The organism is Kurthia populi, assembly GCF_042686175.1.
Classification (GTDB): domain Bacteria; phylum Bacillota; class Bacilli; order Bacillales_A; family Planococcaceae; genus Kurthia; species Kurthia populi.
The window spans coordinates 21,980-48,580 of record NZ_JBHUOR010000131.1; the positions used below are offsets into that span (position 1 = coordinate 21,980).

General features: G+C 42.8%; 29 protein-coding genes, 1 pseudogene and 2 riboswitches. Of the genes and pseudogenes, 10 read left to right on the top strand and 20 right to left on the bottom strand.

Annotated features, from left to right (window positions below):
* Positions 1 to 168 precede the first annotated feature (168 nt).
* The 3 genes from ACFSY7_RS15805 to ACFSY7_RS15815 all read left to right on the top strand — a co-directional run bounded on the left by ACFSY7_RS15805 (position 169) and on the right by ACFSY7_RS15815 (position 2,548).
* On the top strand, positions 169 to 1,350 hold the full coding sequence (locus ACFSY7_RS15805) for a NupC/NupG family nucleoside CNT transporter (RefSeq protein WP_126991625.1): 1,182 nt from the start codon (positions 169 to 171) through the stop codon (positions 1,348 to 1,350).
* 95 nt (positions 1,351 to 1,445) lie between these two features.
* The gene (locus ACFSY7_RS15810) at positions 1,446 to 2,015 is read left to right on the top strand and encodes a chromate transporter (RefSeq protein ID WP_126991624.1); all 570 of its coding nucleotides are present in this window, start codon (positions 1,446 to 1,448) and stop codon (positions 2,013 to 2,015) included.
* Positions 2,012 to 2,548 (top strand): chromate transporter, encoded by a 537-nt coding sequence (locus ACFSY7_RS15815; protein WP_126991623.1) that lies wholly within the window; start codon positions 2,012 to 2,014, stop codon positions 2,546 to 2,548. Before ACFSY7_RS15810 ends, ACFSY7_RS15815 begins: the two co-directional genes overlap by 4 nt.
* Here the strand turns inward: ACFSY7_RS15815 and ACFSY7_RS15820 are convergent.
* Positions 2,452 to 3,870, bottom strand: coding sequence for an aldehyde dehydrogenase family protein (locus ACFSY7_RS15820; RefSeq protein ID WP_380148608.1), 1,419 nt, complete (start codon positions 3,868 to 3,870; stop codon positions 2,452 to 2,454). The genes ACFSY7_RS15815 and ACFSY7_RS15820 overlap by 97 nt on opposite strands.
* 88 nt (positions 3,871 to 3,958) lie before the next feature.
* Here ACFSY7_RS15820 and ACFSY7_RS15825 point away from each other — a divergent pair, with 88 nt between their 5' ends.
* Complete coding sequence (locus ACFSY7_RS15825; RefSeq protein ID WP_139994160.1) at positions 3,959 to 4,582, top strand: TetR/AcrR family transcriptional regulator; 624 nt, start codon at positions 3,959 to 3,961, stop codon at positions 4,580 to 4,582.
* On the opposite strand, the gene ACFSY7_RS15830 is transcribed toward ACFSY7_RS15825, so the two are convergent.
* Complete coding sequence (locus ACFSY7_RS15830; RefSeq protein ID WP_126991620.1) at positions 4,569 to 5,240, bottom strand: GNAT family N-acetyltransferase; 672 nt, start codon at positions 5,238 to 5,240, stop codon at positions 4,569 to 4,571. The genes ACFSY7_RS15825 and ACFSY7_RS15830 overlap by 14 nt on opposite strands.
* A 66-nt stretch (positions 5,241 to 5,306) precedes the next feature.
* Entirely contained in the window at positions 5,307 to 5,849 is a 543-nt protein-coding gene (locus tag ACFSY7_RS15835; protein ID WP_380148609.1) for a TetR/AcrR family transcriptional regulator, read from the bottom strand.
* A 163-nt stretch (positions 5,850 to 6,012) separates the two neighbouring features.
* On the opposite strand from ACFSY7_RS15835, the pseudogene ACFSY7_RS15840 reads away from it, so the two are divergent.
* Positions 6,013 to 7,416 (top strand): annotated as a pseudogene (locus ACFSY7_RS15840) (DHA2 family efflux MFS transporter permease subunit).
* Positions 7,417 to 7,470: 54 nt separating this feature from the next.
* On the opposite strand, the gene ACFSY7_RS15845 reads toward ACFSY7_RS15840, so the two are convergent.
* The 17 genes from ACFSY7_RS15845 to cobJ all read right to left on the bottom strand — a co-directional run bounded on the left by ACFSY7_RS15845 (position 7,471) and on the right by cobJ (position 22,130).
* Positions 7,471 to 7,713, bottom strand: a complete 243-nt coding sequence (locus ACFSY7_RS15845; protein WP_139994174.1) for a hypothetical protein — start codon at positions 7,711 to 7,713, stop codon at positions 7,471 to 7,473.
* A 62-nt stretch (positions 7,714 to 7,775) separates the two neighbouring features.
* Positions 7,776 to 8,096: a hypothetical protein gene (locus tag ACFSY7_RS15850; RefSeq protein WP_380148610.1), complete on the bottom strand. Its 321-nt coding sequence runs from the start codon at positions 8,094 to 8,096 to the stop codon at positions 7,776 to 7,778.
* An 80-nt stretch (positions 8,097 to 8,176) separates the two neighbouring features.
* Entirely contained in the window at positions 8,177 to 8,770 is a 594-nt protein-coding gene (locus ACFSY7_RS15855; RefSeq protein ID WP_380148611.1) for a DUF3885 domain-containing protein, read from the bottom strand.
* 4 nt (positions 8,771 to 8,774) lie between these two features.
* Entirely contained in the window at positions 8,775 to 9,344 is a 570-nt protein-coding gene (locus ACFSY7_RS15860; protein WP_380148612.1) for a hypothetical protein, read from the bottom strand.
* Between the two features lie 64 nt (positions 9,345 to 9,408).
* Positions 9,409 to 10,890 (bottom strand): cobyric acid synthase, encoded by a 1,482-nt coding sequence (locus tag ACFSY7_RS15865; protein ID WP_380148631.1) that lies wholly within the window; start codon positions 10,888 to 10,890, stop codon positions 9,409 to 9,411.
* Positions 10,891 to 10,920: 30 nt separating this feature from the next.
* Positions 10,921 to 11,460 (bottom strand): cob(I)yrinic acid a,c-diamide adenosyltransferase, encoded by a 540-nt coding sequence (locus ACFSY7_RS15870; RefSeq protein ID WP_126991612.1) that lies wholly within the window; start codon positions 11,458 to 11,460, stop codon positions 10,921 to 10,923.
* Positions 11,451 to 12,011 carry a nitroreductase family protein gene (locus tag ACFSY7_RS15875; protein WP_139994182.1) on the bottom strand — a complete coding sequence of 187 codons (561 nt, stop codon included), beginning with the start codon at positions 12,009 to 12,011 and terminating at the stop codon, positions 11,451 to 11,453. The genes ACFSY7_RS15870 and ACFSY7_RS15875 overlap by 10 nt, the downstream gene beginning before the upstream one ends.
* Positions 11,989 to 12,765, bottom strand: a complete 777-nt coding sequence (gene cobA, locus ACFSY7_RS15880) for a uroporphyrinogen-III C-methyltransferase (RefSeq protein WP_380148615.1) — start codon at positions 12,763 to 12,765, stop codon at positions 11,989 to 11,991. Before cobA ends, ACFSY7_RS15875 begins: the two co-directional genes overlap by 23 nt.
* Before the next feature lie 3 nt (positions 12,766 to 12,768).
* Entirely contained in the window at positions 12,769 to 14,121 is a 1,353-nt protein-coding gene (locus ACFSY7_RS15885) for a cobyrinate a,c-diamide synthase (protein WP_380148617.1), read from the bottom strand.
* Positions 14,122 to 14,133: 12 nt separating this feature from the next.
* Entirely contained in the window at positions 14,134 to 15,252 is a 1,119-nt protein-coding gene (locus ACFSY7_RS15890) for a cobalt-precorrin 5A hydrolase (RefSeq protein WP_380148618.1), read from the bottom strand.
* Positions 15,252 to 16,028 carry a precorrin-4 C(11)-methyltransferase gene (gene cobM / locus ACFSY7_RS15895; protein WP_380148619.1) on the bottom strand — a complete coding sequence of 259 codons (777 nt, stop codon included), beginning with the start codon at positions 16,026 to 16,028 and terminating at the stop codon, positions 15,252 to 15,254. The genes ACFSY7_RS15890 and cobM overlap by 1 nt, the downstream gene beginning before the upstream one ends.
* Positions 16,028 to 16,726, bottom strand: a complete 699-nt coding sequence (gene cobI / locus ACFSY7_RS15900; RefSeq protein ID WP_126991606.1) for a precorrin-2 C(20)-methyltransferase — start codon at positions 16,724 to 16,726, stop codon at positions 16,028 to 16,030. Before cobI ends, cobM begins: the two co-directional genes overlap by 1 nt.
* Position 16,727: 1 nt before the next feature.
* Positions 16,728 to 17,933 (bottom strand): precorrin-6y C5,15-methyltransferase (decarboxylating) subunit CbiE, encoded by a 1,206-nt coding sequence (cbiE, locus tag ACFSY7_RS15905; RefSeq protein WP_126991605.1) that lies wholly within the window; start codon positions 17,931 to 17,933, stop codon positions 16,728 to 16,730.
* The gene (locus ACFSY7_RS15910) at positions 17,896 to 19,029 is read right to left on the bottom strand and encodes a cobalt-precorrin-5B (C(1))-methyltransferase (protein WP_380148620.1); all 1,134 of its coding nucleotides are present in this window, start codon (positions 19,027 to 19,029) and stop codon (positions 17,896 to 17,898) included. Before ACFSY7_RS15910 ends, cbiE begins: the two co-directional genes overlap by 38 nt.
* 1 nt (position 19,030) lies before the next feature.
* Positions 19,031 to 19,726 carry a precorrin-8X methylmutase gene (locus tag ACFSY7_RS15915; protein ID WP_380148621.1) on the bottom strand — a complete coding sequence of 232 codons (696 nt, stop codon included), beginning with the start codon at positions 19,724 to 19,726 and terminating at the stop codon, positions 19,031 to 19,033.
* Positions 19,716 to 20,480, bottom strand: coding sequence for a precorrin-6A reductase (cobK, locus tag ACFSY7_RS15920; RefSeq protein WP_139994196.1), 765 nt, complete (start codon positions 20,478 to 20,480; stop codon positions 19,716 to 19,718). Before cobK ends, ACFSY7_RS15915 begins: the two co-directional genes overlap by 11 nt.
* Before the next feature lie 12 nt (positions 20,481 to 20,492).
* Positions 20,493 to 22,130: a precorrin-3B C(17)-methyltransferase gene (cobJ, locus tag ACFSY7_RS15925; protein WP_126991602.1), complete on the bottom strand. Its 1,638-nt coding sequence runs from the start codon at positions 22,128 to 22,130 to the stop codon at positions 20,493 to 20,495.
* A gap of 164 nt (positions 22,131 to 22,294) precedes the next feature.
* A riboswitch (cobalamin riboswitch) is annotated at positions 22,295 to 22,471 on the bottom strand.
* A 228-nt stretch (positions 22,472 to 22,699) separates the two neighbouring features.
* Positions 22,700 to 22,884, top strand: a riboswitch (cobalamin riboswitch).
* Between the two features lie 118 nt (positions 22,885 to 23,002).
* On the opposite strand from cobJ, the gene ACFSY7_RS15930 reads away from it, so the two are divergent.
* Genes ACFSY7_RS15930 through ACFSY7_RS15950 form a run of 5 tightly spaced genes read left to right on the top strand, consistent with a single transcriptional unit; the run spans position 23,003 to position 26,196 of the window.
* Entirely contained in the window at positions 23,003 to 23,749 is a 747-nt protein-coding gene (locus ACFSY7_RS15930; RefSeq protein ID WP_126991601.1) for an energy-coupling factor ABC transporter permease, read from the top strand.
* Positions 23,749 to 24,048, top strand: coding sequence for an energy-coupling factor ABC transporter substrate-binding protein (locus ACFSY7_RS15935; RefSeq protein WP_126991600.1), 300 nt, complete (start codon positions 23,749 to 23,751; stop codon positions 24,046 to 24,048). The genes ACFSY7_RS15930 and ACFSY7_RS15935 overlap by 1 nt, the downstream gene beginning before the upstream one ends.
* On the top strand, positions 24,035 to 24,823 hold the full coding sequence (cbiQ, locus tag ACFSY7_RS15940; RefSeq protein ID WP_380148625.1) for a cobalt ECF transporter T component CbiQ: 789 nt from the start codon (positions 24,035 to 24,037) through the stop codon (positions 24,821 to 24,823). Before ACFSY7_RS15935 ends, cbiQ begins: the two co-directional genes overlap by 14 nt.
* Positions 24,820 to 25,665 (top strand): energy-coupling factor ABC transporter ATP-binding protein, encoded by an 846-nt coding sequence (locus ACFSY7_RS15945; protein ID WP_380148627.1) that lies wholly within the window; start codon positions 24,820 to 24,822, stop codon positions 25,663 to 25,665. The genes cbiQ and ACFSY7_RS15945 overlap by 4 nt, the downstream gene beginning before the upstream one ends.
* A gap of 33 nt (positions 25,666 to 25,698) precedes the next feature.
* Positions 25,699 to 26,196, top strand: coding sequence for a hypothetical protein (locus ACFSY7_RS15950; RefSeq protein WP_380148629.1), 498 nt, complete (start codon positions 25,699 to 25,701; stop codon positions 26,194 to 26,196).
* The last annotated feature ends 405 nt before the right edge of the window (positions 26,197 to 26,601 follow it).

The following is a 26,601-nucleotide window of genomic DNA, read 5'->3' on the forward strand; positions in this document are numbered from 1 at the left end:
AACTTCAATTTATTAGAATATTAAAAATCTTTAAAATAGCGTTTATTTATGAAAAATATTTACTTTTATCATATTTATGTTTTTTTCGCGAAAACGCTTGCAACTTATGGTCCGTACCTCTACGATAAGAAATGTAAGATTTTAAAACTTAAATATTGAGGTATCAACATGTCTATTTTAATCGGAATTTTAGGTTTAGTCGTCGTTCTTGGCGTCGCATACCTAATGAGTAATAACCGCAAAGCGATTGACTTTAAAGCGGTAGGTATTATGTTCGTATTACAAATTCTTCTGACATTAGTGATGTTCAAAACATCGGTTGGGTTAAAAGTAATCGAATCTGTAAGTAACGGGATTACGAAAGTAATTAGCTATGGTCGTGAAGGGATTTCATTCGTTGTTGACGGTTGGATTCCAGAAGGTGGTTCACCATTTTTCATTAATGTTTTATTAATTATTATCTTTACGTCTATGTTGCTTTCAATCTTGACTTATATCCGCGTTCTACCTATTTTAATTAAATATGTAGGTGGATTTTTATCAAAAATTACAGGTGTTTCTCCAGTCAAAACATTCCATGCGATTAATAATATTTTCTTCGGTCAATCTGAAGGTTTATTAGCAATCAAATCTCAAATCCTCAAAATGGATTCAAACAAAATTATCGTTATCTCTGTTGCATCAATGGCTTCAGTATCTGCTTCAATCATGGCATCATACATTACGATGCTTCCTGCACAATACGTATTAGGTGCGATGGCATTAAATGCATTATCAAGCTTAATTATCGGTATTATGATTGCACCAGATGTTGAAAAAGATACTGAAAAAGTGGATATTAAAGACGCTACTGAAGCGAAATCTTTATTTGAAGCCATTTCTATCGGTGCATTAGATGGTGGTAAGGTTGCATTAATCGTAGGCGCGATGCTGATTGCATACGTTGGTTTAATGGCTTTAATCGATGGTCTATTCAGTGCAGTAATCGGTATTTCATTTACAGAAGTATTAGGTTACATCTTTGCACCAATCGCTTGGATCATGGGTGTTCCAGCACAAGACATTTTAGTAGCTGGTCAAACAATGGGTACTAAATTAGCAACCAATGAATTCGTTGCAATGCTTCAATTTATGGATCATATTCCGAACCTATCTGAAAAAACAGTTGGTATCGTATCTGTCTTCTTAATTAGCTTTGCTAACTTCAGTTCAATTGGTATCATCGCCGGTTCTTTACAAGCAATCAGCGGTGAAAAAGCAGCAATCGTTTCTAAAAACGGTTTAAAAATCTTATTCGCTGCTACATTAGTTTCTGTATTCACAGCTACATTAGTTGGTTTATTTATTTAATACAAAAAGCGAGCGTCGCGATTATGCGATTCTCGCTTTTTTTACTATTCGACCGTTTCCAGTTCATGTAAAATAAACACTAAAGGAGGGATTGCATGAAGGAATTATCACTAGCGATGCTACGCGCTGGGATTTTTGGTTTTGGCGGCGGTCCATCCGTCATGCCGCTATTTCGCCATGAAGCGGTGAAAAAATATCACTGGATGGATGATGATGAATTTAGTGAAATATTAGCGATTGCGAATGCACTACCCGGCCCGATTGCCACAAAAATGGCAGGTTATTTAGGTTATCGACTGCATGGTGCCCTCGGTGCGATCTGGGGCGTTATTTGCCACATTCTCCCTAGTTCTATTTTAATGATTGCGCTTCTCTCAATTGTTGGTTGGCTCAGTAGCTCAAAAATTGTGATTGGTATGATTGCAGCCGTAATGCCCGTCGTAGTCATTATGCTACTTGAAATGGCGTTGCAATTCTCACAAAAATCACTCAAAGGGCTTGGCATTGTTATGAGCATTGTATTTTTCGCGATAGCCATTCTATTACTTGAAGTACTTCATATTCATTCAGGTGTGGCAGTCATTTTATTTTTAATATATGGTGCGGCACACTTTAAGCTAGTGGAGCGCGTTAAGAGATGGCGTAAAGGGGGCGACGCTTCGTGATTCAGCTTTTTATCGGCTTTTTTGTGGCAAATATTTTAGGCTATGGTGGCGGGCCCTCGTCTATCCCTCTCATTTACGAGGAGGTTGTTGAACGTTATCACTGGCTTAGTAATGAGGCCTTTTCAAATGTCTTAGCACTCGGTAATGCACTCCCAGGTCCGATTGCGACGAAAATTGCCGCCTTTGTTGGCTACGATACATATGGCATATGGGGTGTCCTCATTGCGTTGACGGCGACAATTGTGCCGACGGTGGTGCTCTTAATTATTTTAATGAATTATTTGCAAAAGCATCGTGCTTCTCCAGTCATTAAAGGGATGACGCTATTAATTCAACCAATTTTAGCAGTTATGATGTTTGTGATTATCGTGCAAATGTCTCGTGAGTCTCTGCAAACGATTGGCACACTACAATTTTTACTCATTGGCGGTGTGGCCTACTGGGCTTTGATGATTCGAAAATTCCACCCCGCCTTCGTCATTGCAGGCGCCTTTTTATACGGTGGGATTGTACTACCGTTTTTCATGACATAAAAAAACGCTTCAAATACCGAACGAGCATGTGAGAATGTTTTAAAGCCATGAATGCCATGAAAGCTACCAAGCCCTGAGTTATTGACACCACCAAAAGGTAGTTCTAAATACGTATTATGCTGGACGATACCATTGATCGTCACACCACCTGAAGACGTATAGCGTAGGCAACGTTCTTGGAATGCCTCGTCGTCACTAAATACATAGAATGCGAGTGGCTTTGGTCGCTGCTGAATATAGTGTAGCACCTCATCAAGCGATGTATACGCTTTCAAAAATGTTAACGGTCCAAAGATTTCTTCATGTGCAATATGCATGTCCTCTGTGACATTGCCAAGTAACGTCGGCTCAATTAGGCGATTGACGTCATCGAATGTTCCACCGCTTAATACGACCGCACCTTTTGACATCGCGTCATCATATAAGCCTTTTAAACGATTGAAATGCGCATCGTTCACAATTTGTGTACGCTCGGTTGTACGAATTTCGCCGTTTTCATATAATAGGCCTTGTGTTGTTGCGCGGTACGCAGCCGCAAAAGCCTCGACATCCTGCTCATGAACAAATAAATAATCGGGACAAATACAGAATTGACCACCCATTAATACTTTGCCGAATGCAAGTGCCTGTGCTGCCTTCGCTACATCATAGCCTTTATCGATGATTGACGGTGATTTACCGCCAAGCTCTAATGTAACGGCTGATAGATGATTCGCCGCTTCACGCATGACAATTTTGCCGACGCGTGGGCTTCCTGTAAAGAAAAAGTGGCTAAATGGTAATTTTAATAGCTGCTCAGATGTCTCCGCCTCGCCCTGTACAAATGCTACTTGCCGCTCATCAAATGTCGCCTCAATAATTTGCTGTAGTACGGCATTATAATGTGGATTAAACTCACTTGGCTTGATGACAACGCAGTTTCCTGCCGCAAGTGCCTCTGTTAATGGGTGAATTGTTACCGACATCGGGGAATTCCATGTACCAAAAATACAGACAGTGCCACGTGATTCGTATACAATATAAGCACCCTTGCCATCTTTTGGCTGCTCGACGCGCTCTGGTTCCATCCACTGTGCCACATGCTCACAGGCATAATCAATCGCCTCTATTGCAGCATATACCTGATGCTCTGCGGTCATGCGTGGTGTTTTATAATCCTTGATGCTCGCCGCAATTAAATCTTCTAAACGGGCTAAAATATTTGTCTTTAAACGTTGTAGCATCTCCACACGTTCAGAAGCGCTTGTTTGACGCATCTCCCATTGATGTTTCGTTTGTTGATTAAAAATATCATGGATCTTTTCTACTGCAACTTGTACCATTTTAGCTCACCCTTTCAAATTATTTACATTTATTATAAAATAAAGAGAGTCGACTCTCAAGTTTTATTATACGAAATGAGGAAAAAATATGACAACTAGACAGCAAGCAAAAAACGCACGTCACGAAAAAATCATCGATGCCGCGTATACATTATTTTTAGCGCAAGGCATTGGCTCCGTCCAAATGCTCGAAATCGCAAAGGAAGCGGGTGTCAGTAACGCGACGCTATTCCGCTATTTTGCGAATAAAGCCGCAATTATTTTAGCAGTAATGGACCGCTTTATGCAGGATGCCGGGCGCGATATGCAAAAAATTACGACCATGCCTTTGACGGCCTATGAAAAGCTCGAAAAAATGTTTACGTATTTTATGGCGACAACGCCCGAGGTAACGCAAAAGCTCGTCCGCTATCTTGAAGCTACTGAATATTTAGCAGCGGTTGAAGGCATTGAGGTGCCTTCTTCTACTACGATGTTCAGTGAAGTAGTCGACCATATTATTGAAACAGGTAAACAGGACCAGTCGTTTCATACAACCATCGATTTAAAAGTAGCGATTCATACAGCCGTCACGACATTTAGCTATATGAATATGAAAATTGAAAAAGATCAGACGCTGCCGTTCGCACAAAAAAGCGCTCATTTTGACATTCAAATGAGCGCGTTAAAAGATATGTTACTACGAGCATTAGCCCCCATTAATCCAGTGTAATATCAATGCCAATGCGTTTCATTGCGAGCTTTTCCGCAATCATACGAGAGCTAAAATTGTCCCATGATGTTGAATAAAAGGTCGTTCGATTTTGCTGTTGCACTTTTTTAGCCCATGCACGTACGACATCGACCGCATACCCACGTCCACGGTAATGCTCATTTGTAAAGACACTGGCCTCTGCCGCTTCGGTCGTTTGGCGTGCACTACAGCAAAGGGACACCGGAACGCCTGCTTCAATAACTGTAAATACTGGTGCACGCTCAGCTAATTCATCATGCGTGTACGGAAATGCCTCTTTAATTAAATATTTATTGTCCTCTGTAATTTCAATTGGGCCTTCAATTTGTGATGCAATCGTTGGGATTTCATAAAATGGGCCTAAATGAAAATGTTGCAGCTTTTGCTCGGCTGAAAATAATTGAATCGCCTGTAATAGCTGCTCATTCGGTGTGTCGCTCACGATGGCCTCTAGCTGCTTTCGAAGCTCTGGTGCCATATGCTCTTGATATTTGGTGATGCTTTTTTTACGTGTCACCCCTACATAAAACTGAGGTGCTTTATCATATGGCGACTCATTTAGTACCGTTAAATCGCCCACTTCATTTTGCTGAAATAATACATCAATATGCTGTTGCAGTAAGGTCTGTTCGTCCATTTAAAAGCCCCCTAGTTCTCTTCTTATTACATCAATTCCCGGCTCGAAACCATCTCAATCCATATTTCAGCGGTACATTTCATAAATTTCTGTCGCAATATAGTCTGAGCTATAATGGAGCCCTCGTTTTAGCCACCACATCATAATGCCAACGAGCGACGCTGTTTTAATATCGATATCAATGTCACGACGTGGCGTTTGTGTGACGCTATTTTCGCGGCGCACGCTAATAAGACGCTTCATTTGCTCATATAATTTCTCTTCAAAATCATTCTTTTGAAATAAGACGAGCAAATGTTGGCGCTGATTGTATAAATAATCGAGTAAGCGGATCAACTGGGATTTCTCGCTTAATTCGCGCACCTGCATAAGCTCTTCAATTTGCTTCGTAATTTCACCGACGATTTCATCAGTTAATTTTTGCAAAAGATCGTGAATATCCTCGTAATGCAAATAAAAGGTCGTCCGGTTAAGCCCAGCTTGTTGCGACACTTTTTGAATCGACAATTTTTCGGCAGGAATGCCTTGCTGTAACAGCTCAATCACAGCTTGTTTCAGCATTTCTTTCGTGCGTATGGCGCGCGGGTCTTCTTTTTTCGACATATTCATTCTCCTCGTCCATCTTTTTCGATTTTATCTACATCTTTTTTATTTTTGTCTTTTAGTCGACAACTTGATGAAAATTGTGCATGGTCAACAAAATTCATTCCTTGTTATGATATTTCATAGACAAAGTGTCTATAAAATTAATAGTAGCGTAAGGAGATGTACGATGCAAAACGAAATACCTAACAGCACGAAAAAGATTTTAATTACGATTATGATCATCGGCTGTTTTTTCTCAACACTCAACCAAACCCTTTTAAACGTCGCGCTTAGTGACTTAATGGAAATTTTTAAGGTAACACCGGATACGATTCAATGACTTGCGACAGGCTTTATGCTTGTCAATGGGGTGCTTGTACCACTTACGGCATTTCTGATGAAGCGCTACACAACACGTCAGCTTTTTATCGCCTCAATGCTCTTTTTACTGATTGGTTCGATTGTCAGCGCATGTGCGACAACATTTGGCGTATTATTAGCTGGCCGTATGATTCAGGCGGCTGGAGCGGGAATTATTTTACCGCTGATGATGACCGTTATTCTTTATTTATATCCACAAAATGAGCGTGGTGCGGTCATGGGTAAAATCGGCTTTGCGATTATTTTCGCGCCCGCAATTGCGCCAACAGTTGCTGGCTTTATGCTAGATTTCGTATCCTGGCGCTGGCTCTTTATTATGATGATTCCGATTTCAATTATCGTCATTTTATTAGCAGCGAAGTATTTATTTAACGTCGGCGAAACAAAAGATGTCAAGCTAGATATGATGAGCATGATTTTCTCAACAGTTGGCTTTGGCCTTTTACTCTTTGGCTTTAGTAGTGCCGGAAGCCGCGGTTGGTCCGACTGGGTAGTACTTACTTGTATCATCGTCGGTCTAATTGTCATTGGCCTATTTTGTAAAATGCAGCTTCTTTCAAATGAGCCGATGCTTAATTTACGCGTCTTTAAATACAAAATGTTTACGATGACATCCCTTGTGAATATTTTAGTAACGATTTTAATGTATGCCGATTTAATTTTATTACCGATGTATTTACAAACAGGTCGTGGCTTTAGCGCCTTTGAAGCGGGCTTACTGCTATTACCAGGAGCCGTTATTAATGCCTTCTTATCCCCTGTTACCGGGAAACTCTATGATAAGCACGGCGCACGACCATTATTTATTATCGGTATGCTGTTAATTGGGATTTCGATGTGGATGGTCACGGATTTAACTGCAACAACTAGCTTCGTCTACATTATGATGCGTACGATTATCCTTCGTATTGGTCTATCCTTTATTACGATGCCACTTAATACAGCCGCATTAAATGCACTGCCACTCGAACTTGGCTCACATGGCTCAGCTGTAAACAATACGGTTCGCCAATTAGCTGGTGCAGTCGGAACGGCGGTTATTGTGACGGTGTATACGATTCAATCAACTGCTCATGCAGATGCGAAAGCACTTGCACCGATTATGGGCGCTAATGATACGTATTTATTTATGCTCGCGGTCGCTGTTGTTGCGTTTGTGCTTATTTTATTCGTTCCAGCAGAAAAGAAAAAACGACAACGGGAAGTTTAACACTCGACTAAATAAAAAAAGGAGAAATCGCCATCCACGCGATTTCTCCTTTTTTTAATAAATAGCAGTTACAATAATACTCGCTACAATAATAATAAAGCCGACGACACTAATAGCGCCCATCATTTTATTTTTGACGCGGAATTGATTTAGCACAACAATTAATAATACGAGCGCTAATACAAGCTGCCCCCACATTGGCAAATTAAAGCCTTTTTGCAACATGAAAAAGGACACGACGATATAGAGCGTTAGCGCGCCCATTAACACCAACCCTATTGATTGAAATAACTTCATTGGAAACCTCCCTTACCAGTAATTATTCTACGGATAACTCCGGGAAATGTTTCATAATTAATTTAGGCTAGTTGTTGTCGCTTTAAAAAAGAAAGCATGCCGAAAAGAGCAAGAAAATAAACCGCGATAAAGCCATAGATAAACACATTAAAAATCGGAAACAGTGCTTCGGCATGATGGAGCGGCCAGAAATACGTGAACAGTTGAAGCAATGTGTAAAATAGCATCAATGCCAAAGCTGTAGTGAGCCATGCATTGGTCGTATAATTTAAAATTCGATACAAATAAACGGCTGTGCCAATGAGCAACACACCATTTATTATACCGATAAACAGAAGTGTATATGTGAGGTCTAGCTCAAATAGGCGACTTAATCGGTACACATTGATGAATAGCTCTACAATTATAAATGCGGTAAGTGCCGCGATACTACTCGTCCATAAAGATTTTATTGTAATTCCCCCTACTTTGAAAATAATTTATTCATTTGTTCTCTATCATAATCCAATAACCAATCATTAAATGTTTCGTAAATTGGTCGCAGCGTCTGCAGTGTAGTGGCTACGATATCACAGCCCTGGTCATCATACACATAAAACACTGTTTTTTTCGTTTTATTTACAAAGTAGACGCGCTGATGAACGCTTGGTTTCATACCTAAATCCTGATTACAAATTGCCTTAATCAAGGCATGATAGCGAATATCCTGCTTTTTACAATGTAATGCGAAGCGATATGTAGTTAACTCTTCTTCATCTAGCCTTTGTATCACTTCATGCTGCAAATGATAAAGCAGTGATTTAGACTTTATATACTTTGAAAAAACGCCTATTTTTTTATCTTCATCATGATCAACAATTAACAGCAATTCATCGGTGTTATCATGTAGTGCTTCAAAAAGCGTAAGAGCCTTCTCGTAAACTCGTGGTAAATAAGTGCTCTCTCTAAAAGAGCCTTCTCCTAATTCCACACGTAATGCCTTATCATTCCGATAAAACATCGGTCGCTCGAATATAATCTCTGGCAATTCCTGCTGTAAAAAAGATGTACTCCCCATCTACTCAACCCTTCCAGTAAAAAATAGCATCCCATATTAAATAATCTTTTGGCTTACGAAAAATAGTTGGGATTTTTGCTTTAAAAGGTAATGCCTTGTCGACATCTTCCTTATGTAAAATCGTCAAGTGATATTTCATGAACAAGCGCTCTAGTTTTTGCGCTAATTGTTGAAGTGACGTTGTTTCAAGTTCTAGCTGTTGCGGATGACTTAAAAACGTATAGCTACTAGTCTCTTCTTCGCCGTCCTCATCATAACAGCTCGTCTCTTCAGCTTGTCCGATGACAATGACCGGTGCGAGGCGGCTCACTAAGACATGTAATCCTTTGATTGTCACTTCATTTCCCTCTATTAGTTGATGCTCTTTTTCATAGCAAAGTAGCTGGATATACGAGGCATAGCCACTATCAAAATGGTCACTCGCAAGTCGACATTGGATATGCTGTCGCTTCATTTCTTCTTGAATCGGTTTTAAATAATTTATAAGTACCTGCTCTTCTGGTGTATCATATGGATACCTATCCCCTACAACTTCGCCACGAATCAATGCTTTTAACTGCGCTTCTGTAAACATTTCACCAACCCCTTTATTTTCCATTATATAAAAAAGAGACTACGTTTTCACGTAATCTCCCAGATTATTGCATTACGCGCTCTAAGCCCATAATGCGATACAGTTTGTCCATGTCGACGGCTTGCTCAAAATGCTCAGCCGCAATATTATACGCCTGCTCGCGCAGTTCTTTTTCTGATTGAACTTCCTCTGATAGCGGTGCGAGTCCCTTTTGGGTACGCCATGTATTCACTAGCTCACGTGTAAAGGCGCGATTATGGAAGATTCCATGGAAATACGTGCCTAGCACATGCTCACAAACGGCACCATCTGTTCGTCCATTGTCTAATAATAAAAATGGTGCACAATCTGCAGTGCGCTCCGTACGTCCTAGATGAATTTCATAACCGGTTAAGATGTCCTCTGTACCATAGCGTGTGCCGGACATTTGAACGGTTCGTTTTTCACCGACAAATGTCGTCGTAATCGGCAATAATGCGAGTCCAAGCTCGTCCCGACCATCGCCTTCAATAGCATGTGGGTCAAGCAACTGCTCACCTAGCATTTGATAGCCGCCGCAAATGCCAATGACTGGCTTCGACTGACGTGCATGCTGTAATACGCATGCATCAAGGTCCGTTTCACGTAGCCAGCGTAAATCGTCAATCGTGCTTTTCGTGCCGGGTAAAATGACGACATCTGGCTTTCCAAAGTCCGCAGTAGTTTTCACAAAGCGTACGCCAACACCCGGCTCATCCATCAGTGGATCTATATCGGTAAAGTTTGAAATACGCGGTAGCTGAATGACCGCCACATCAATCGCGAATTCATCCCGCTTCGGCTTTTTAAAACGTAGTGCCGATAAGGCGAGCGAATCCTCTGCTTCAATTTGAACATTCATATACGGTACAACACCTAAAACCGGAATGCCTGTATAGTCCTCCAGCCACACGAGCCCATCATCAAGCAGTTCTTTCATGCCGCGAAATTTATTAATAATAATGCCCTTTACGCGTGCACGTTCGTCGTCATCTAAAAGTGCCAATGTGCCGACAATCGACGCAAACACACCGCCTCGGTCAATATCAGCTACAAGCAACACATCGGCATCCGCCGCATGCGCCATTTTCATATTCGCAATATCTCGCGCCTTTAAGTTTATTTCCGCAGGACTCCCTGCTCCTTCAAGGACGATAACATCATACTGCTCCTTGAGACGTTGAATCGCAGCCTCTGCAATCGGAAGGGCCTCATCGACAAATTTATGACGATAATCACGCGCCGTCATATCTAAATGATGCTTGCCATGGACGATAATTTCTGACATCATATCATGCTTTGGCTTTAATAAAATCGGGTTCATATCCGTTGTTGCATCGACGCGCGCTGCTTCCGCCTGCACCCCTTGCGCACGTCCGATTTCGCCACCACTTGTCGTCACAAATGAATTCAGTGCCATGTTTTGTGATTTAAACGGTGCGACGCGAAATCCTGCATTCGAAAAATGCCGACAAAGCGCTGTCGCTAGCATACTTTTCCCGACATCTGATGACGTTCCTTGAATCATAACCGCCTTTGCTTTCACCTGAATTCCCCCTTAGAATTCGAGCCCTTTTACTGCCGGAATGCCTTCTTCATAATAATGCTTCGTTGCATCAATCGTTGATACAAGATCTGCTAAATCAATCAGCTCCTGCTTCGCACTACGCCCTGTGACAACTAAATGCATCGATGCCGGGCGATTTCGAATCGCCTCAACAACTTCCGCAAGTGGTAGCACGTCGTCTACTGGGAATTTTGAAATAGCTAGTGCATTATTGAGCTCATCTAATACGAGTAAATCAATTGATTCATCCGCAAGCTTTTCCTTTGTAATGGCCCATGCTTTTTGTAGCGCCTCGCGATGCTCCTCAGGCGTTTTCGTCCATGTAAAGCCAATGCCCATCTGCTTCATGTCAACACCGAGTTTTTGTAGCGCAAGTTGCTCTCCGTATGTACGCTGTGGATTTTTAATAAATTGTAAATACTCCACATGTAGGCCTCGTCCAATAGCGCGTAATGTCACGCCAAGTGAAGCCGTTGTTTTCCCTTTGCCATCACCAGTATACAATAAAAATAAGCCGCGTCTTACAGCCATGTCGTTTTCTCCTCAAATGGCGTACGCTTCGTTACGTTTACTTCTTCATCCGCTGGGTAACCAATGAAAATTGTGCCGATCACTTTTTCATCATTCGCCGCACCAATAAATTCGGGTAGACGTGCATCATGCACAAGCCCAACGCCGCGTGTGCGCCATACAAAGCCAAGTCCTAATTCGCGCGCTGCTAGCCACATCGCATGTATGGCACAGCTTGTCGCGAAAATATCATCCTCGGTCGCATCCGCATCCCCTGCTACTTGCTTCGCTGTCACAACGATAACGGTCGGTGTTGTTAACACAACTTTCATTGAACTTTCAACAAGATGTGGCTTCGTTGGAAAACGTTCTTCTAAATAAGCTGTAGCTAATGCTTCATATGCTTTTTTCTTTTCCGCACCAAGCACGTAAAAATGCCAAGGCTCACGTAAACGGTCCGTTGGGGCATACGTTGCTACATCTAATAATTGTTCGATTTTTTCTTTTTCAACAGGACGGTCCTCGTAATTACGAATGGCACGACGCTGTTTAATTTCCTGAATGATTGACATATTGTGCTTCCTCCTCGACCCAGGCAAGTGTGTCATGTAGACTCGCAACCTCACCGACAAGTACCATTGCTGGGTTTTTAATTTGTTGTGTTACTGCCTCGTCAGCAATTGTTTCTAGTGTGGCGGTAATTGTACGCTGCTGGGCAGTCGTACCTTTTTCAATAATCGCAACCGGCGTTGTACGCGGGCGACCATATGTCATTAATTGGTCTGCAATATAGCGCAAGTTTCCAACGCCCATATAAAAAGCTAATGTATCAATACCTGTGGCGATGTGCTCCCATTTAATCGTATCTTGGCCCTTTGAATCGCGGCCATGCCCCGTAATAATCGCAAAGCTTGAGGCCATTTCACGATGCGTCACCGAAATGCCCGCATAAGCTGGCGCTGCAATCCCGGCCGTAATACCAGGCACTACTTCATAGCGAATACCTGCCGCACGTAATACTTCCGCTTCCTCAGCACCGCGCCCAAAAACAAATGGATCGCCGCCTTTTAGACGGGTCACGGTTTTACCTTCTTTTGCCTTTTCAACGAGTAATTGATGAATTTCCTCTTGAATAAAATGATGACGTCCAGGTTCCTTACCACAATAAATAAGCTCAGCATCTGGCTTCGCCTGTGCTAATAACTCCTTATTGACAAGGCGGTCATATGCAATAACATCTGCCTGTTGAATGCATTCTAAACCTTTGACCGTAATTAATTTTGGATCCCCTGGACCTGCGCCAACTAAATAAACTATTCCGTACATGTCTTACTCCCCTTTTACGCAGGCACGAACAAAGCGCGCTGCAACTTCTGGATTTGAAGCAAAGTGGAAATGCGTATAACCAGCGACGATATTCCCCTGCATATAGCCTTCCCCCTTCGCCTTAAATCGACTTTTTGTGTCATAAGCAAATTGCTCTGGCCCTTGCTCATACGTTGAATAATGGAATTCATGCCCCTTCGCAAGCATCCCCTCGTCTAATAAGAAGTTGTCCTTTTTACCAAAAATCTCACGATAACCGAGCGCTACACGTTTGCCCTGCATTTTGGTGACACCTGGAATCGCGCCAACCATATCAAAACGGGCACCATCTAATGTCTCAATGGCCTCCGTTAAATACATAAAGCCACCGCACTCTGCAAATACAGGCTTATCCGCGGCAATAAAGGAGCGAATCGATTCTTTCGCTTGTGTAGTAGTAGCTAAAATATTCGCAAATTCCTCTGGGAACCCTCCACCGATATAAAGACCATCCGCTTCTGCTGGTACCTCTTCATTTGCAAGCGGTGAGAAGTAGGCGATATTCGCGCCATTTGCTTGCAGTAACTCGATATTTTCCTCGTAATAGAAGTTAAAGGCCGCATCATGCGCAACCGCTATCGTACAGCAAGCCGCCTTTTTTTCATCAAAAATCGATGTTGGAACCGTTAATTCCGGTGCCTCTGTTAGTGCAAGTAGGGCATCAATATCAATCGTATCCGTCACAAGTGCCGCTAGGTCATCGAAGTAGCCTTGCATTTCCCCGCGTTCAAGCGCTGGAATGAGCCCTAAATGACGACTCGGCATATGCAGCTCACTATTTTTCTTTAAATAGCCAATGACCGGCACATCGCACTCCGCTTCAATGGCTGTTTTAACAATGTTAAAGTGACTTGCACTCCCGACCTGATTGGCGATAACAGCGACGATATTCGGCTTACCTGATAATAGCTGGAAGCCTTTTACGATGGCTGCTGCACTACGCGCCATTGCACCACAGTTGACGACTAAAACAACCGGTGTTTCTGTTATGACCGCAATGTCTGCTGTTGAGCCTACATTCGATAGTGGGTCCTTGCCATCATAAAAGCCCATCACACCTTCAATAATGCCAACATCACTGTCCTGTGTCGCGCGGCGTACGATATCACGCACGACATCCGCTTCAAACATAAAGCTGTCGATATTGCGTGATGGACGCCCGGTTACTGCCTTATGAAATGATGGGTCGATGTAGTCGGGTCCACATTTAAATCCTTGTACACGTAATCCTTTCTTTTGCAATGCGGCCATTAAACCGATTGTCAGTGTCGTTTTTCCGACGCCACTATTCGTCCCTGCAATGACAAAACGCTTCATGCGGTCCCCTCCTTAAAATAAAATTTCTGCAACAGAAATGGTTGTATTCCCTGATTTTTTCTTCACGAGTAGGAGCTCATCATTGCCACTATAAAGTCGTACTGCTGGCTCACTCACGCCGTAAACTCCTGTGTATTTAAAGACGGTATCGGAAGGATCGGTCACAAGCTGGCTGTTTAACTCATCCTTTGTATACCATTTAAATTGCCAATCATATTTTGATGTAATGTCGTGGAAGCATGGCTCATCACGTTTTAGCTCAAATGTGACAAGTGCTTTGACGCTTTTAATCGATAATCCAAGTTCCTGTAAGGTTTCCTTGATCACGGCATCGACTTCCTCCGCCGATGTACCACGATTACAGCCCATACCAATGACGAGTGATTTCGGGCGATAAATAACATGATTTTCAACTAAGTCGTCCTCGTTCAGTAAACGATGACTAATGATCAGTGCCGCATCTGGTTTTGCGGCCATAGCGCTTTCAAGTGACGCATATTCTACTAAGCTCGGCGGCATCGGGGCATCGTGCATCCACCAATTTTTCTCACCCGCTTCTTGTACAATTGCGACATGCTCTTCATTCACAACAGCGGCTGATACAGGCGTTAACTTCTCTGCCGAATCCCACTGCCAGCCAAATTTTGCACCGAATAAATCAACGGGAATCGTTTTTTGTACATCCGAAGCCGTTGTAATAACCGCATTGGCGCCAAGTGCATCTGCTACGGTATGAGTCAGTGCATTAGCACCGCCTAAGTGACCCGACAGCATACTAATGACATTGTCACCGCGGTCATCAATGACCACAACCGCCGGGTCAACCTTTTTATCAACAAGAAGCGGCGCAATCATACGTACGACCGCACCAAGTGAAATAATCGTAATGATGCCATCATAATGTTTAAAAAGTGCCGGAAAAAGCATACGTACACTGTTTTTAAACAGCTGCACATTATGCTCACGCTCATCACCGCGCTCAAATTTACTCATATAATAAACATCTGTATTTGGAAAATTAGCATGCAAACGACGTGCAATGTCGACACCATGCTTTGTAATCGCTACGACCGCATATTGGTGCTTCACCTCAATCGGCGCTAGGACGTCTTCTTGTAGTTCGATGACCATTACTCTGTCACCGCTTTACGGAAGCCATGTGTAAATGTTTTATCATATAATTTCGAACGATAATCTTTTTCGTGGATGTTTGGATCAAGTGCCCAGCCCGCTAAAATCATCGCATGTTTACGAATGCCGTTTTTACGCATATCTTCGTCTAAGTTAATGAGCGTTGTCCGCACGATTTTTTGGTTGGGCCATGTAGCACGTTGCACAACGGCAATCGGTGTATCATCGCTCCAACCAGCTGCTTGCAATTCTTTGACGATTTTTTTCGTTAAAGTGGCACTTAAGAACAACGCAATCGTACAATGATGGCTTGCTAAGTCTTTTAATTTTTCCATTTCAGGGACAGGCGTACGCCCTTCTGCACGCGTTAAAATAAGCGTTTGTGTCAGGTCTGGAATTGTTAATTCAGCACCCACTGCAGCTGCTGAAGCGAATACCGAGCTAACGCCTGGAATGATTTCGCATGTAATATCATGCTGTTTTAAAATCGCCATTTGTTCCATAATAGCGCCGTACATTGCCGGGTCACCCGTGTGCACACGTGCTACGACTTTGCCGTCATTAACACGGTCGACGATGGCTTGTACCATTTCATCTAAATGCATGCCCGCTGTTTTCACGACTTCCGCTTCTGGCTTTGCTTTTGCGATTAATTCTTGATTAACAAGTGAATCGGTATACATGACGACATCTGCCGTTTGAATCATTTTTAAGCCTTTGACTGTTACTAAATCTGGATCCCCAGGGCCAGCACCTACGATATAAATTTTCTTCATTATTTACGCACCACCATTAATGTTAAGTATTCAAGCTCGACACCATCAAGCTCAGATGTTTTCCAAATGACTTCCTCATCAGACGTTACTTTTGTCACCACATGTGCTTTTTCTAGTAAATCTAAGTCACGTAACACACGTAACATTAAATCAATGACTTTTGCGACTTTAATGAACACAACGGCATCATGGTCTTCGATTGCTTTACGCATTTGGTCGTAATCATCCACTGCTGGAATCATCGCAATATGGTCATCGCCGTCACCTAGCGCAATGCCTAGACGAGAGGCCGAGCCATTGAATGATGAAATCCCCGGCACCATTTTAATATCAACTTCTGGGTGACGCTCCTTCATCAAGTTCATTAAGTGAATGAATGTGCTATAAAGCATCGGGTCACCCTCTGTCACGAAGGCCACATCATTTCCAGCCGCAATGCGCGCATATACCTCATCGACTGCCTTATTCCACTCGCGGTCCAATGTTTCCTGATGCTTTGTCATCGGGAATACAAGGCCTAGCATTTCTTTATCCATGCCACTGACGTACACATCAACGATGCGCTGTGCATAGCTTTTTTTGCCCTTCATCTTTTTAGGATACGCAATGACCGGTGATTCTTTCATAATGCGGAATGCTTTTACGGTAATTAATTCTGGATCCCCAGGTCCTACCCCTAAGCCGTACAATGTTGCCATGTTAAATTTCCTCCCTAACTGCTGTAATAATGTATATTGGATTTAATGGCACAAAGCGTGTCATATTTAAAATTGGTTTGCTGCGAGAAATTTGCGCTTGAATAATCGATACAGTAAGCCCTAATTCTTTAAATGTTTCAACAGCTTTTGCTAAGTTTTCAATCGTTGCTGCATTTAAAACGATGCGTCCACCTTCATTTAAACGGCCCGCAATCGTCGCGAGTAAATCTTTCATATTGCCGCCTGTACCGCCAAGGAATACGGCATCTGGATTTGGAAATTCATCCAAACGCTCCGGTGCCTTGCCATGAATAGCGGTCATATCCACGCGGAATTTGCGCTGATTTTCTAAACAATTGGCTAAGTCAGGCTCATTCTTTTCAATAGCATACACCGCACCGTTTTTCGCGATGCGTCCGGCTTCAATGCCCATCGACCCTGTGCACGTACCAATATCCCACACAATCGAATCCTCTTTGACATTTAGCTGCTGAATCGACAACACACGAATTTCCTTTTTCGTAATCAAGCCTTTATCGGGCTTACGCTGTGAAAATTCCTCATCCTCAATGCCAAGTGGCCAAACTTTCGGCGCTTCTGTGGCGTGTAAAATAACGACATTTAGCGGTGAAAATTCGGCTGTACGCATGTCCTCTAATGAAAAATGGCGACAGCGCTCATCGGCCCCCTCTAAATTTTCTGCCACAAAGGCGCGGTATTCATGAAAGCCAAAATCAAGTAAATAATCGGCAATGGCATTGGGTGTATTGATGTCATCTGTCAGCAGCGCAACTTTTTTCTCACCATTTATTTTTTGTGCGAGGCCTTTTATTGACCGGCCATGTAAGCTCACAACTTTGGCGTCTTGCCATGACAATTGATGACGCGCAAACGCTAATTGAACCGAACTTAAATGCGGGTATACCTCTAGTGTCATTTTTGATGCAAGATAGTTGCCAATGCCGTAAAATAATGGGTCACCTGACGCTAAAATGACGATATTTCCCTGTGACGCTAAAATGTCTGCGACGACCTTTTTTAGCCCGCCTTTAATAACAATTTTCTTGCCGTTATATGTATCGAAGAAGGCGAGAACACGCTCTCCTGCGACTAACACATCACTGTCTTCGATGAATTGTTTCTTTTCTGTGCTTAATGAATCGACACCACTATCCCCGATGCCAATCAATTTGATCGATGTTGTCAATGTTCTCAGCCCTTCCTAGTTGTTCGCCCTTCATGGAATAAATAAAGGTACTTAATTCGATGCCGCCACCGGTATGATGAATCGCCGAGTAACAGCATGCCTCACATAAATGATTGAAAAAGATATCATAGCCATGCTCGGACATAATTTCACCAACATGTGAGGCCGTATTTGCCGCGCGTACTTCGTCTTGCAAATTCTCTGGTACTCCAACATCGCCTGCAAGCTCTGCAAGGAAGTTAAAGTCAATCGGCGCGCTTTTTGAATGCACCATCATGACACCCTGTGCGACTTTTGAAAATTTCCCCATCATGCCAACGAGCGTTACTTTTTTAATGTCATGCTTTTTACAATGCTTCAGTGCATGTCCTACAAAATCGCCCATTTCAATAAAGCATTCCTCTGCAAGCTCCGGAAACAGCGCCATCGCATAGCGTTCACTACGCCCACCAGTTGTCAGCACTAAATGTTGCTGACCGGCAGCATGTGCCACGCTGACCGCTTCGGAAATACTCGCCATATACGCAGCGCTTGAAAATGGTACGACGGTGCCACGCGTGCCTAAAATCGAAATGCCGCCTAGAATTCCTAGACGTCCATTCAGTGTTTTCTTCGCCAATTCCTCTCCTGCCGGAACAGAAATGACGACCTTCACCCCACGCTTCACACCAAATTGTGCAAGTGTTTCATTTACGACTTCATGTAGCATCTTTCGTGGTACTGGATTGATGGCTGCCTCCCCTACAGGCACCGGTAAACCAGGCTTTGTGACACGCCCTACACCGATGCCACCATCTAGTACAACGTCTTCCCCATCGATAAACGATACGGTCGATTCGATAAGTGCTAAATGCGTCACATCCGGGTCATCGCCCGCATCTTTAATTGTGCCGCATCGCACCGCATCCCCAACATGTACGGTATGTTCCATCGTAAATGTCGCATACTTGCCGACCGGTAAAAAAATAGTTACCGTTTCTTGCTCCTCGCCCGTCAGTAGTGCAATAAGTGCGGCCTTTGTGGTGGCCGTTGCACAGGCGCCGGTCGTATACCCCGAGCGCATATCTTTCGGGTCTTTTTTCTTTCGTTTCTCCACGCTAGTCTTGACGATCCGCCATAATCGAAATCGCATTTAGCGCTGCAACAGTTACCGTACTACCGCCTTTACGCCCTACATTTGTAATGAATGGTACTTCTGTTACTTTCGCAAGCTCTTCTTTTGACTCAGCCGCTGATACGAAACCAACCGGCATCCCAATAATTAAGTCTGGTTTTGCGATGCCTTCACGAATTAAACGAATCAGTTCAAGTAAAGCAGTTGGCGCATTCCCAATGGCATAAATACCACCTTCATGTAAGCGAGCCGCTTTTTGCATCGAAATAATCGCACGCGTTGTATTATGCTCTTTCGCCATTTTTGATACGTCCTCATCGGCGATATGACAGAATAAGTCGCCGCCATGTTTTTGGAATCGTTTACGTCCTGAGCCACTTTGAATCATTTGCACATCAGCAATAACCGGACGACCTGCACGAATTGATTCCACACCTGCACGAATCGCATCCGGATGTAAAATTACACTTTTTCCTAATTCAAAATCCGCTGAAGCATGGACGATACGGCGAATAATTGACCATTCATCGTCATTGTAATCATGTGGACCATACTCTTCTAAAATCGTTTCAAAGCTATAGTCATAAATACGGTTTGGCTCAACTGTAAGCGGTGTAAAATCCGTATTGAAGTTATCGGTATTGATAAATAATTCTTTTTGCTCTGTATCATTTGTCATGTAAAATTCCCCCTATAAATTGTTCGACTGCTTCAAATGTGTCGAATGCATTGTCATATTGAATTTTCGGTCGTGTAATGAGTACAACCTCGATGCCTAAATCAAGCGCCGCCGTAATTTTTTCATCTACGGAGCCAGCTTTTCCGCTTTCCTTCGTAATCATTAGCGTCGTGTCAAACTGCTTATATAGCGCCTCATTCAGCTCACGAGAAAACGGTCCTTGCATCGCAATAATATTTTTTTGTTCAACGCCAAGTGCGGCGCATTTTTCCATATTGTCTAGACGCGGTAGCATACGCGCAATCATGCGAATACCGTCAACACCAACTAATTTATCTGCAAAAATTTGCAACGTCTTACTGCCTGTTAGTAGCATAACGTTCCCCTTACGAGCGAGTGCGACATCTGCCGCTTGTTCATACGTTTCAACCGCTGTAATGAGTGGATTTGTAAAATCCTCTGATGTACGCTCATAGCGGCAATACGGTACATCCGCTAACTTCGCAGCTTCCTGCGCATTTTTTGACGCCTCTTCTGCAAATGGATGGCTCGCATCAACGATCATGTCGTCACCGCGTTCTTTCACCTTTGCGGCCATTTCCTCAGCTGTTAAACGCCCAACAAAGGTAGGAATGCCTTCATCTGTTAAGCTTTTCGCCGCCGAATCGGTCACGACGGTTGCAAGCACATCATAGTGTGCAGCTAGACGAACAGCGAGTGCACGAGCATCACTTGTTCCAGCTAAAAATAACATACGCTTTATCTCCTAATCTCCGCATGGTGCAGGAGCAATTTTAATTTTCGGTGCAATATCCTGATAGACAAAGTTGCCTAGTTTCTTCACGCGTTTGAAATATTTAAATAATCGTTCATTTGGATGCGCATTCTCTTTATATTCCGCCACAAGCCCTTCTACCATTGGCACAAGCTGCTCTTTTGATAAGCCTTCGACAACGGGCTGACCAGGATGCGCGGTACGACCAACTGGCTTCGCGCCGATAAAGACATCAAAGGCCCCTTTACGGTAGACAATCCCAATGTCATCCATCACCGCGCGGTAACATGCCATCCCACAGCCATTAAAGCCAATATTTAATTCCTTCGGTAAATTCATACCGCCAAGAACGCTGTGTAGCTCCTCTGCATATGGAATTGAATCCGCCTTTTCACCATCACAGAAATCACACGCTTTAATACGTGCCACGTCGCCGTATGGTGAAACTAGTAAGCCTGATTCCTTCAAACGGTCCGTAATAAGCTCAGGGGCCGTCGTTGGAATGCGCAAAATGAATTCATGCTCTGGCGTATATTCCATCGTGCCTTTTTCACCGACAACATCTGCGAGTGTCATCATTTGCTGTGGCGTAATTTTTTTATTAGCCACACCTGGACTAACGGCTAATTCAAAAATCGATTCCATTTTCTGATGCACATAGTGCTTTGGCTCAAAAACCTCGACACCTAAGCAACCAAGTGCCTCCTCCGCTAAAGATAGGGCCGACTCGGCAGGCTTTAATGGCTCAGGCTTTTTTTCTGGTGCAGGTGCTACGGGCTCATAAGAACGCCCTGTCTCCTGATCCATTGCCCATGGTTCTGCTTCCTTCTTCAAGCGCTGATGCGGCTTAAGCGGTTGCTTTTCTTCGCCTAGTGTATATTTCTTTTGATAGCCACGAGGCGTAATCATTTTATTATCATAGAAAAATGTTGATGAATTCCCGATAACAACGGTTGTCAACATGCCAATGTCATGCGTCAGCATTTCCGATAAGGTCGTCATCGTAATATGCTGTGAATCACGATACGCACTTTTTACCAGGCCAACTGGTGTATCCGGATGACGATATTCAAGTAAAATACGCTGTGCTTCAACGATTTGGCGCGTACGACGACCACTTTTCGGGTTGTACAGTGCAATAACGAAATCCGCCATTGCGGCTGCTTCAATTCGTTTTGAAATTAAATCCCATGGTGTTAAGTGGTCACTCAAGCTAATCGTACATGAGTCATGCATGACCGGTGCACCAAGTAACGATGCACATGAGTTGATTGCCGAAATACCTGGCACGATTTCAACCGGTATACCCGTTTCTTCCGTCCAGCCCTTTTCGATTAACACTTCATACACAAGCCCTGCCATACCATATACACCCGCATCACCACTTGAAATAACGGATACGATTTCGCCGGCCTCTGCTTGCTTCACCGCTTCCTGTGCACGTGATACTTCCTCCGTCATCCCTGTACTGACAACTGCTTTTGCTGTAATTAAATCTTTGATTAAATCGACATACGTTTTGTACCCGATCACCACATCACTCATTTTCAGTACATCGACTGCACGATTCGTAATATGTTGAAAGTCCCCTGGTCCAAACCCGACGACGAATAATTTACCCTGTGCCATGCTACTTCCTCCATTTCTTGTCACTCACAACTCCCCATTCGGACAATGAAGACAACAAAAAAAGCCTTCTATTCCGGAGAATAAAAGGCTGAACATACTGAAAATTTGCAAATTTAAAAAATACTGCAAATAAAGTTTGTCCAAAAGCTTCTCCCTCCGAAAAGTTTTGTCCGATTTTAAAAGCAGGTTTCCTGACTCAAGTGTCTATGACGTCATCCCTTCTCAGCTTTAGCCAATGGATTTGATGACCTCAACACTCTTACAGTAGCGGGGGCTGTAATGGCTTCTCACCATTTTCCCTATTATCCTCACAACGAGGCACTTCTAAAATGTATCGTTAGTATTTAGTTTTTAAAAAATCTTGTTTTCATCATATCGGTAATTATCTTACTTTTCAAATCTTTTTTTACTATGATGTTATAGTACAAAAGAAAATTCACATAAATCGCTTGAAATTACAGCGTTTTCTCTGTATTGATACAGTTTTTTTAATTTCAAATAAATTGAAATAAAAATTGTTATTGGCAAATTTCCACGACAATGATAAGCTATTTTACGAAATGTCGAAAAATTATATACAATTTTACGGTGCGGATAATCAATTATTCGCTTAAAAGGGAAACTTGTGAAAAACAAGTGCTGTCCCGCAACTGTGATGCTGAGTTTCATTGCGTATGCCACTGTCTAGACGATGGGAAGGTGTAATGAAATGTTGACGCGAAGCCAGGAGACCTGCCGTAAAATCAATTCGGCCTACGAGGATAGGTGTACGAAAGACAAACTTACGATGAATGCTGTCTTTTTGTGCCTATTTCCGTTATGGAGATAGGCTTTTTTCGTACATTCCTCTACTTTTATAAGGAGGATTTCGCATGAAAAAATTATTAAAATTAATGTACTTCGCGCCCATTTTACTGCTCGTACCAACGCGGGCGAATGCGATGCACATTATGGAAGGGTTTTTACCAGTCGAATGGGCCATCTTTTGGTGGGTACTCGCGCTACCATTCATTATTTTAGGGATTCGTTCAATCACGAAAACGATTAAAGAGCATCCCGAAACAAAAATGATGCTTGGTTTATCTGGCGCGTTTGCATTCGTCTTATCTGCACTAAAAATACCATCTGTGACAGGAAGTTGTTCACATCCAACAGGTGTGGGCCTTGGTACGGTATTATTCGGACCGCTTGCGATGAGTGTTGTCGGCTCTATCGTTCTACTATTCCAAGCACTTTTACTTGCGCATGGTGGCCTGACAACACTTGGCGCCAATGCTTTTTCAATGGCAGTCGCTGGTCCAATCATTGCGTGGTATGTTTTTAAAGGCGCACAAAAAGTTGGTTGGTCGTTCTCTGTTGCGGTCTTTTTAGCAGCGATGCTTGGTGACCTCGGTACATATGTAGTGACATCCTTCCAATTAGCACTTGCCTTCCCAGCTGAGTCTGGTGGTATTTTCGCATCATTCGGTAAATTTGCGAGCATTTTCGCCTTCACACAAATTCCACTTGCGATTAGCGAAGGATTATTAACCGTTGTTGTCATGAACTTCTTACGTAAATACAATATTGCTGAATTAAAAGCATTAAATATTTTCAAAAAAAATAAGGAGGCGGCATAATGTTCAAAAAAAATCTCTTATTAATCGCCATCGTTATTATTTTAGCCATTGTGCCACTATTCCTTCAAAAAGGCGCTGAGTTTGGTGGCGCTGATGGTGAAGCGGAAGCGGCCATTACTGAAATCAACAAAGATTATGAGCCATGGTTTTCAAGCCTTTGGGAACCACCAAGTGGCGAAATTGAAAGTTTATTATTTGCACTACAAGCGGCAATTGGTGCAGGATTTATCGGTTACTTCTGCGGTTTAATGCGCGGACGCTCAAAAAAAGTGGACAAGGATCTGCATGATTCCCATTGATCAATACGCCTACGTTAATCGTTTAGCGACGGTGCATCCACTCGAAAAAATGGCCTTTTCATTTGTATTTTTATTATTTGCCATTTCAACAAAAGATGTGCTGATTTCACTCATTACGTTTTTCGTAATGAGTGTTTTCATTTTAATTGCCGCAAAAATTCCGCTAATAACGTATCTTAAACTGCTCCTTCTACCCGGCTTCTTCTTATTATCGAGCCTTGCAGGAATTTTAATTTCTTTTACAACCGCCACTCATTTACCGAGCCATGTTGCGGATTGGACCGTCTTTGGTGTGACGATTTTCATCGGCACCGCAAGTATTCATACGGCCTATCATTTATTTTTTTCAGTGCTCGCAAGCATTAGTTGTTTGTATTTTTTAACGCTGACGACACCCATTACCGCCATTACCTATGCGATGCGAAAACTAAAATTCCCAATTGTATTTGTTGATTTATGTGAATTAACGTACCGTTTTATTTTCGTGTTCTTAGCGAGTATGCAGCGCATTTATCAGGCACAGCAGTCACGTCTCGGCTATCAAAATAAGAAGCGATGGATTCAGTCAATTGGCTTTTTAATTACTTCGATGTTTAAGGATGTCTTCAAGCGTGCGCATGAGCTCAACAATGCGATGCAGGCGCGCTGTTATGATGATACAATCACCGATACATTGTATGGCTATAGTGTATGTCGTCGTAATTGGTACGGTGTTGCCGCTTGTCTATGCGGTTTATTTATTATTTACTTCATATTAGGAGGGCTTCTTACATGACGATTTCTTTTCAGCACGTCACTTTTCAATACGCAGACGGGACGACCGCATTACATGACTTATCCCTCGACATTCCAACGGGGAAAAAAATCGCCCTTCTTGGCAATAACGGTGCCGGGAAATCGACTCTTTTTCAGCATATGAATGGCCTTTTACAGCCAACAAATGGCACCGTTTTATACAACGACGTGCCGCTAAACTATAAACGTAAAGGCCTGCAAACATTACGCCAAAAAGTGGGCATCGTCTTTCAAGACCCCGACTCGCAGCTCTTTTCTGGTACGGTTGAGCAGGATATCGCCTTTGGACCAACCAATCTTGGCTGGGATAAGAAAATCGTTAAACAAAAGGTCGATGCTGTTATTGATCTTCTTGAAATTGAAGCCTTGCGCAAAAAGCCCCTTCATTTTCTAAGTCTCGGCCAGAAAAAACGCGTGGCCATTGCGGGTGTTCTAGCAATGGAGCCAGAATTGATGATTTTGGATGAGCCCTCTGCTGGACTTGATGGCTATTATACACAGCAAATCATGCAGATTTTATCGACACTGCACACGCCTGAGCGCACGATTATTTTATCGACACATGATGTGAATTTTGCCTATGAATGGGCAGATGAAATTATTGTCGTCAGTGATGGCCAGCTGCTTTATCAAGGGGACCCAGTTCATTTATTCAAGCATGATACGATTTTAAAAAAGGCCCATCTCGACACACCGTGGCTTTTTGAAACGACGATGGCCTTAATTCAAAAACAGATTATCAAGCCACTCGAACACTTCCCGCGCTCAAAGGAGGCTCTTTTTGAGCTGTTACCAACAGGGCGCGCAGTGCAATTCATCTAAAATTGGGGTATAGGATACTGAGGTGATGGCCGCATGAAAAAACTATTCGCAATTGCACTGATGATTCCTATTCTCACAGGCTGTACGACCACGCCAACTGAAACACCCACGCCTACAAACCAAAAGCTGACTTGGTATGATAGCCGCGAGGAAGCGCTCCTTAAAGGCTTAAAAAAAGAAGGCACACGGAAGGAAAATATTTTAGAGACAAAGCAATTTGGCGATGAGCAACTCATTATTTATCACGCCACAACTACACAGGGTGAAGGCATTGGCGTCGCAGCGATGCAGCAAGAAAACGACGAAAAATTCGCGTGGACGCGTGTATCGAATAAGCTCACCGTTCGCTTTACAGATGGTCAGACCGCCAATAGTCAAACGACATTCCATAGCCCTGAAGGTGTGCATTATCGCCTGTATATCGGCATTATGCCTAAGGATAAAAAAACGGTTGTCATTAATGGTCGTTCAATCCGGCCTACTGTAGATATGGATACACGTATGTATTATCATATTAAAAAAGTGAAATAAAAAAACGGCTCCCTGTGAGCCGTTTTTTTATTCTAGTTGATTTCATTGATTATCATTTACCTCATTAAAGTATCCTAAAATAAGACTACTACAGGGCACTTAAAATGGAATTATCAAGTTCCCTACGATTATTCGATCGATTTCGAATAATTTGACTGAGTTATTTTTTATTTTTTGTAAACATATAAACAAAATTACATATTAACTAAATTACATTGGTAGCATGATACGTTCATTTAACGACCTTATAGTAGGTGTGCATTTTTGCATCCCCATTTCGTTCCTTTCAGTTTAATGAATTAAAAAAGAGGCTGGGACATAAGTAGAAATTCCAGTCTTTAATAGAGAAGGTGATGTCGAATTTGACATCACCTTCTCTATTTTTATGCGCAAATTGGGAATTAC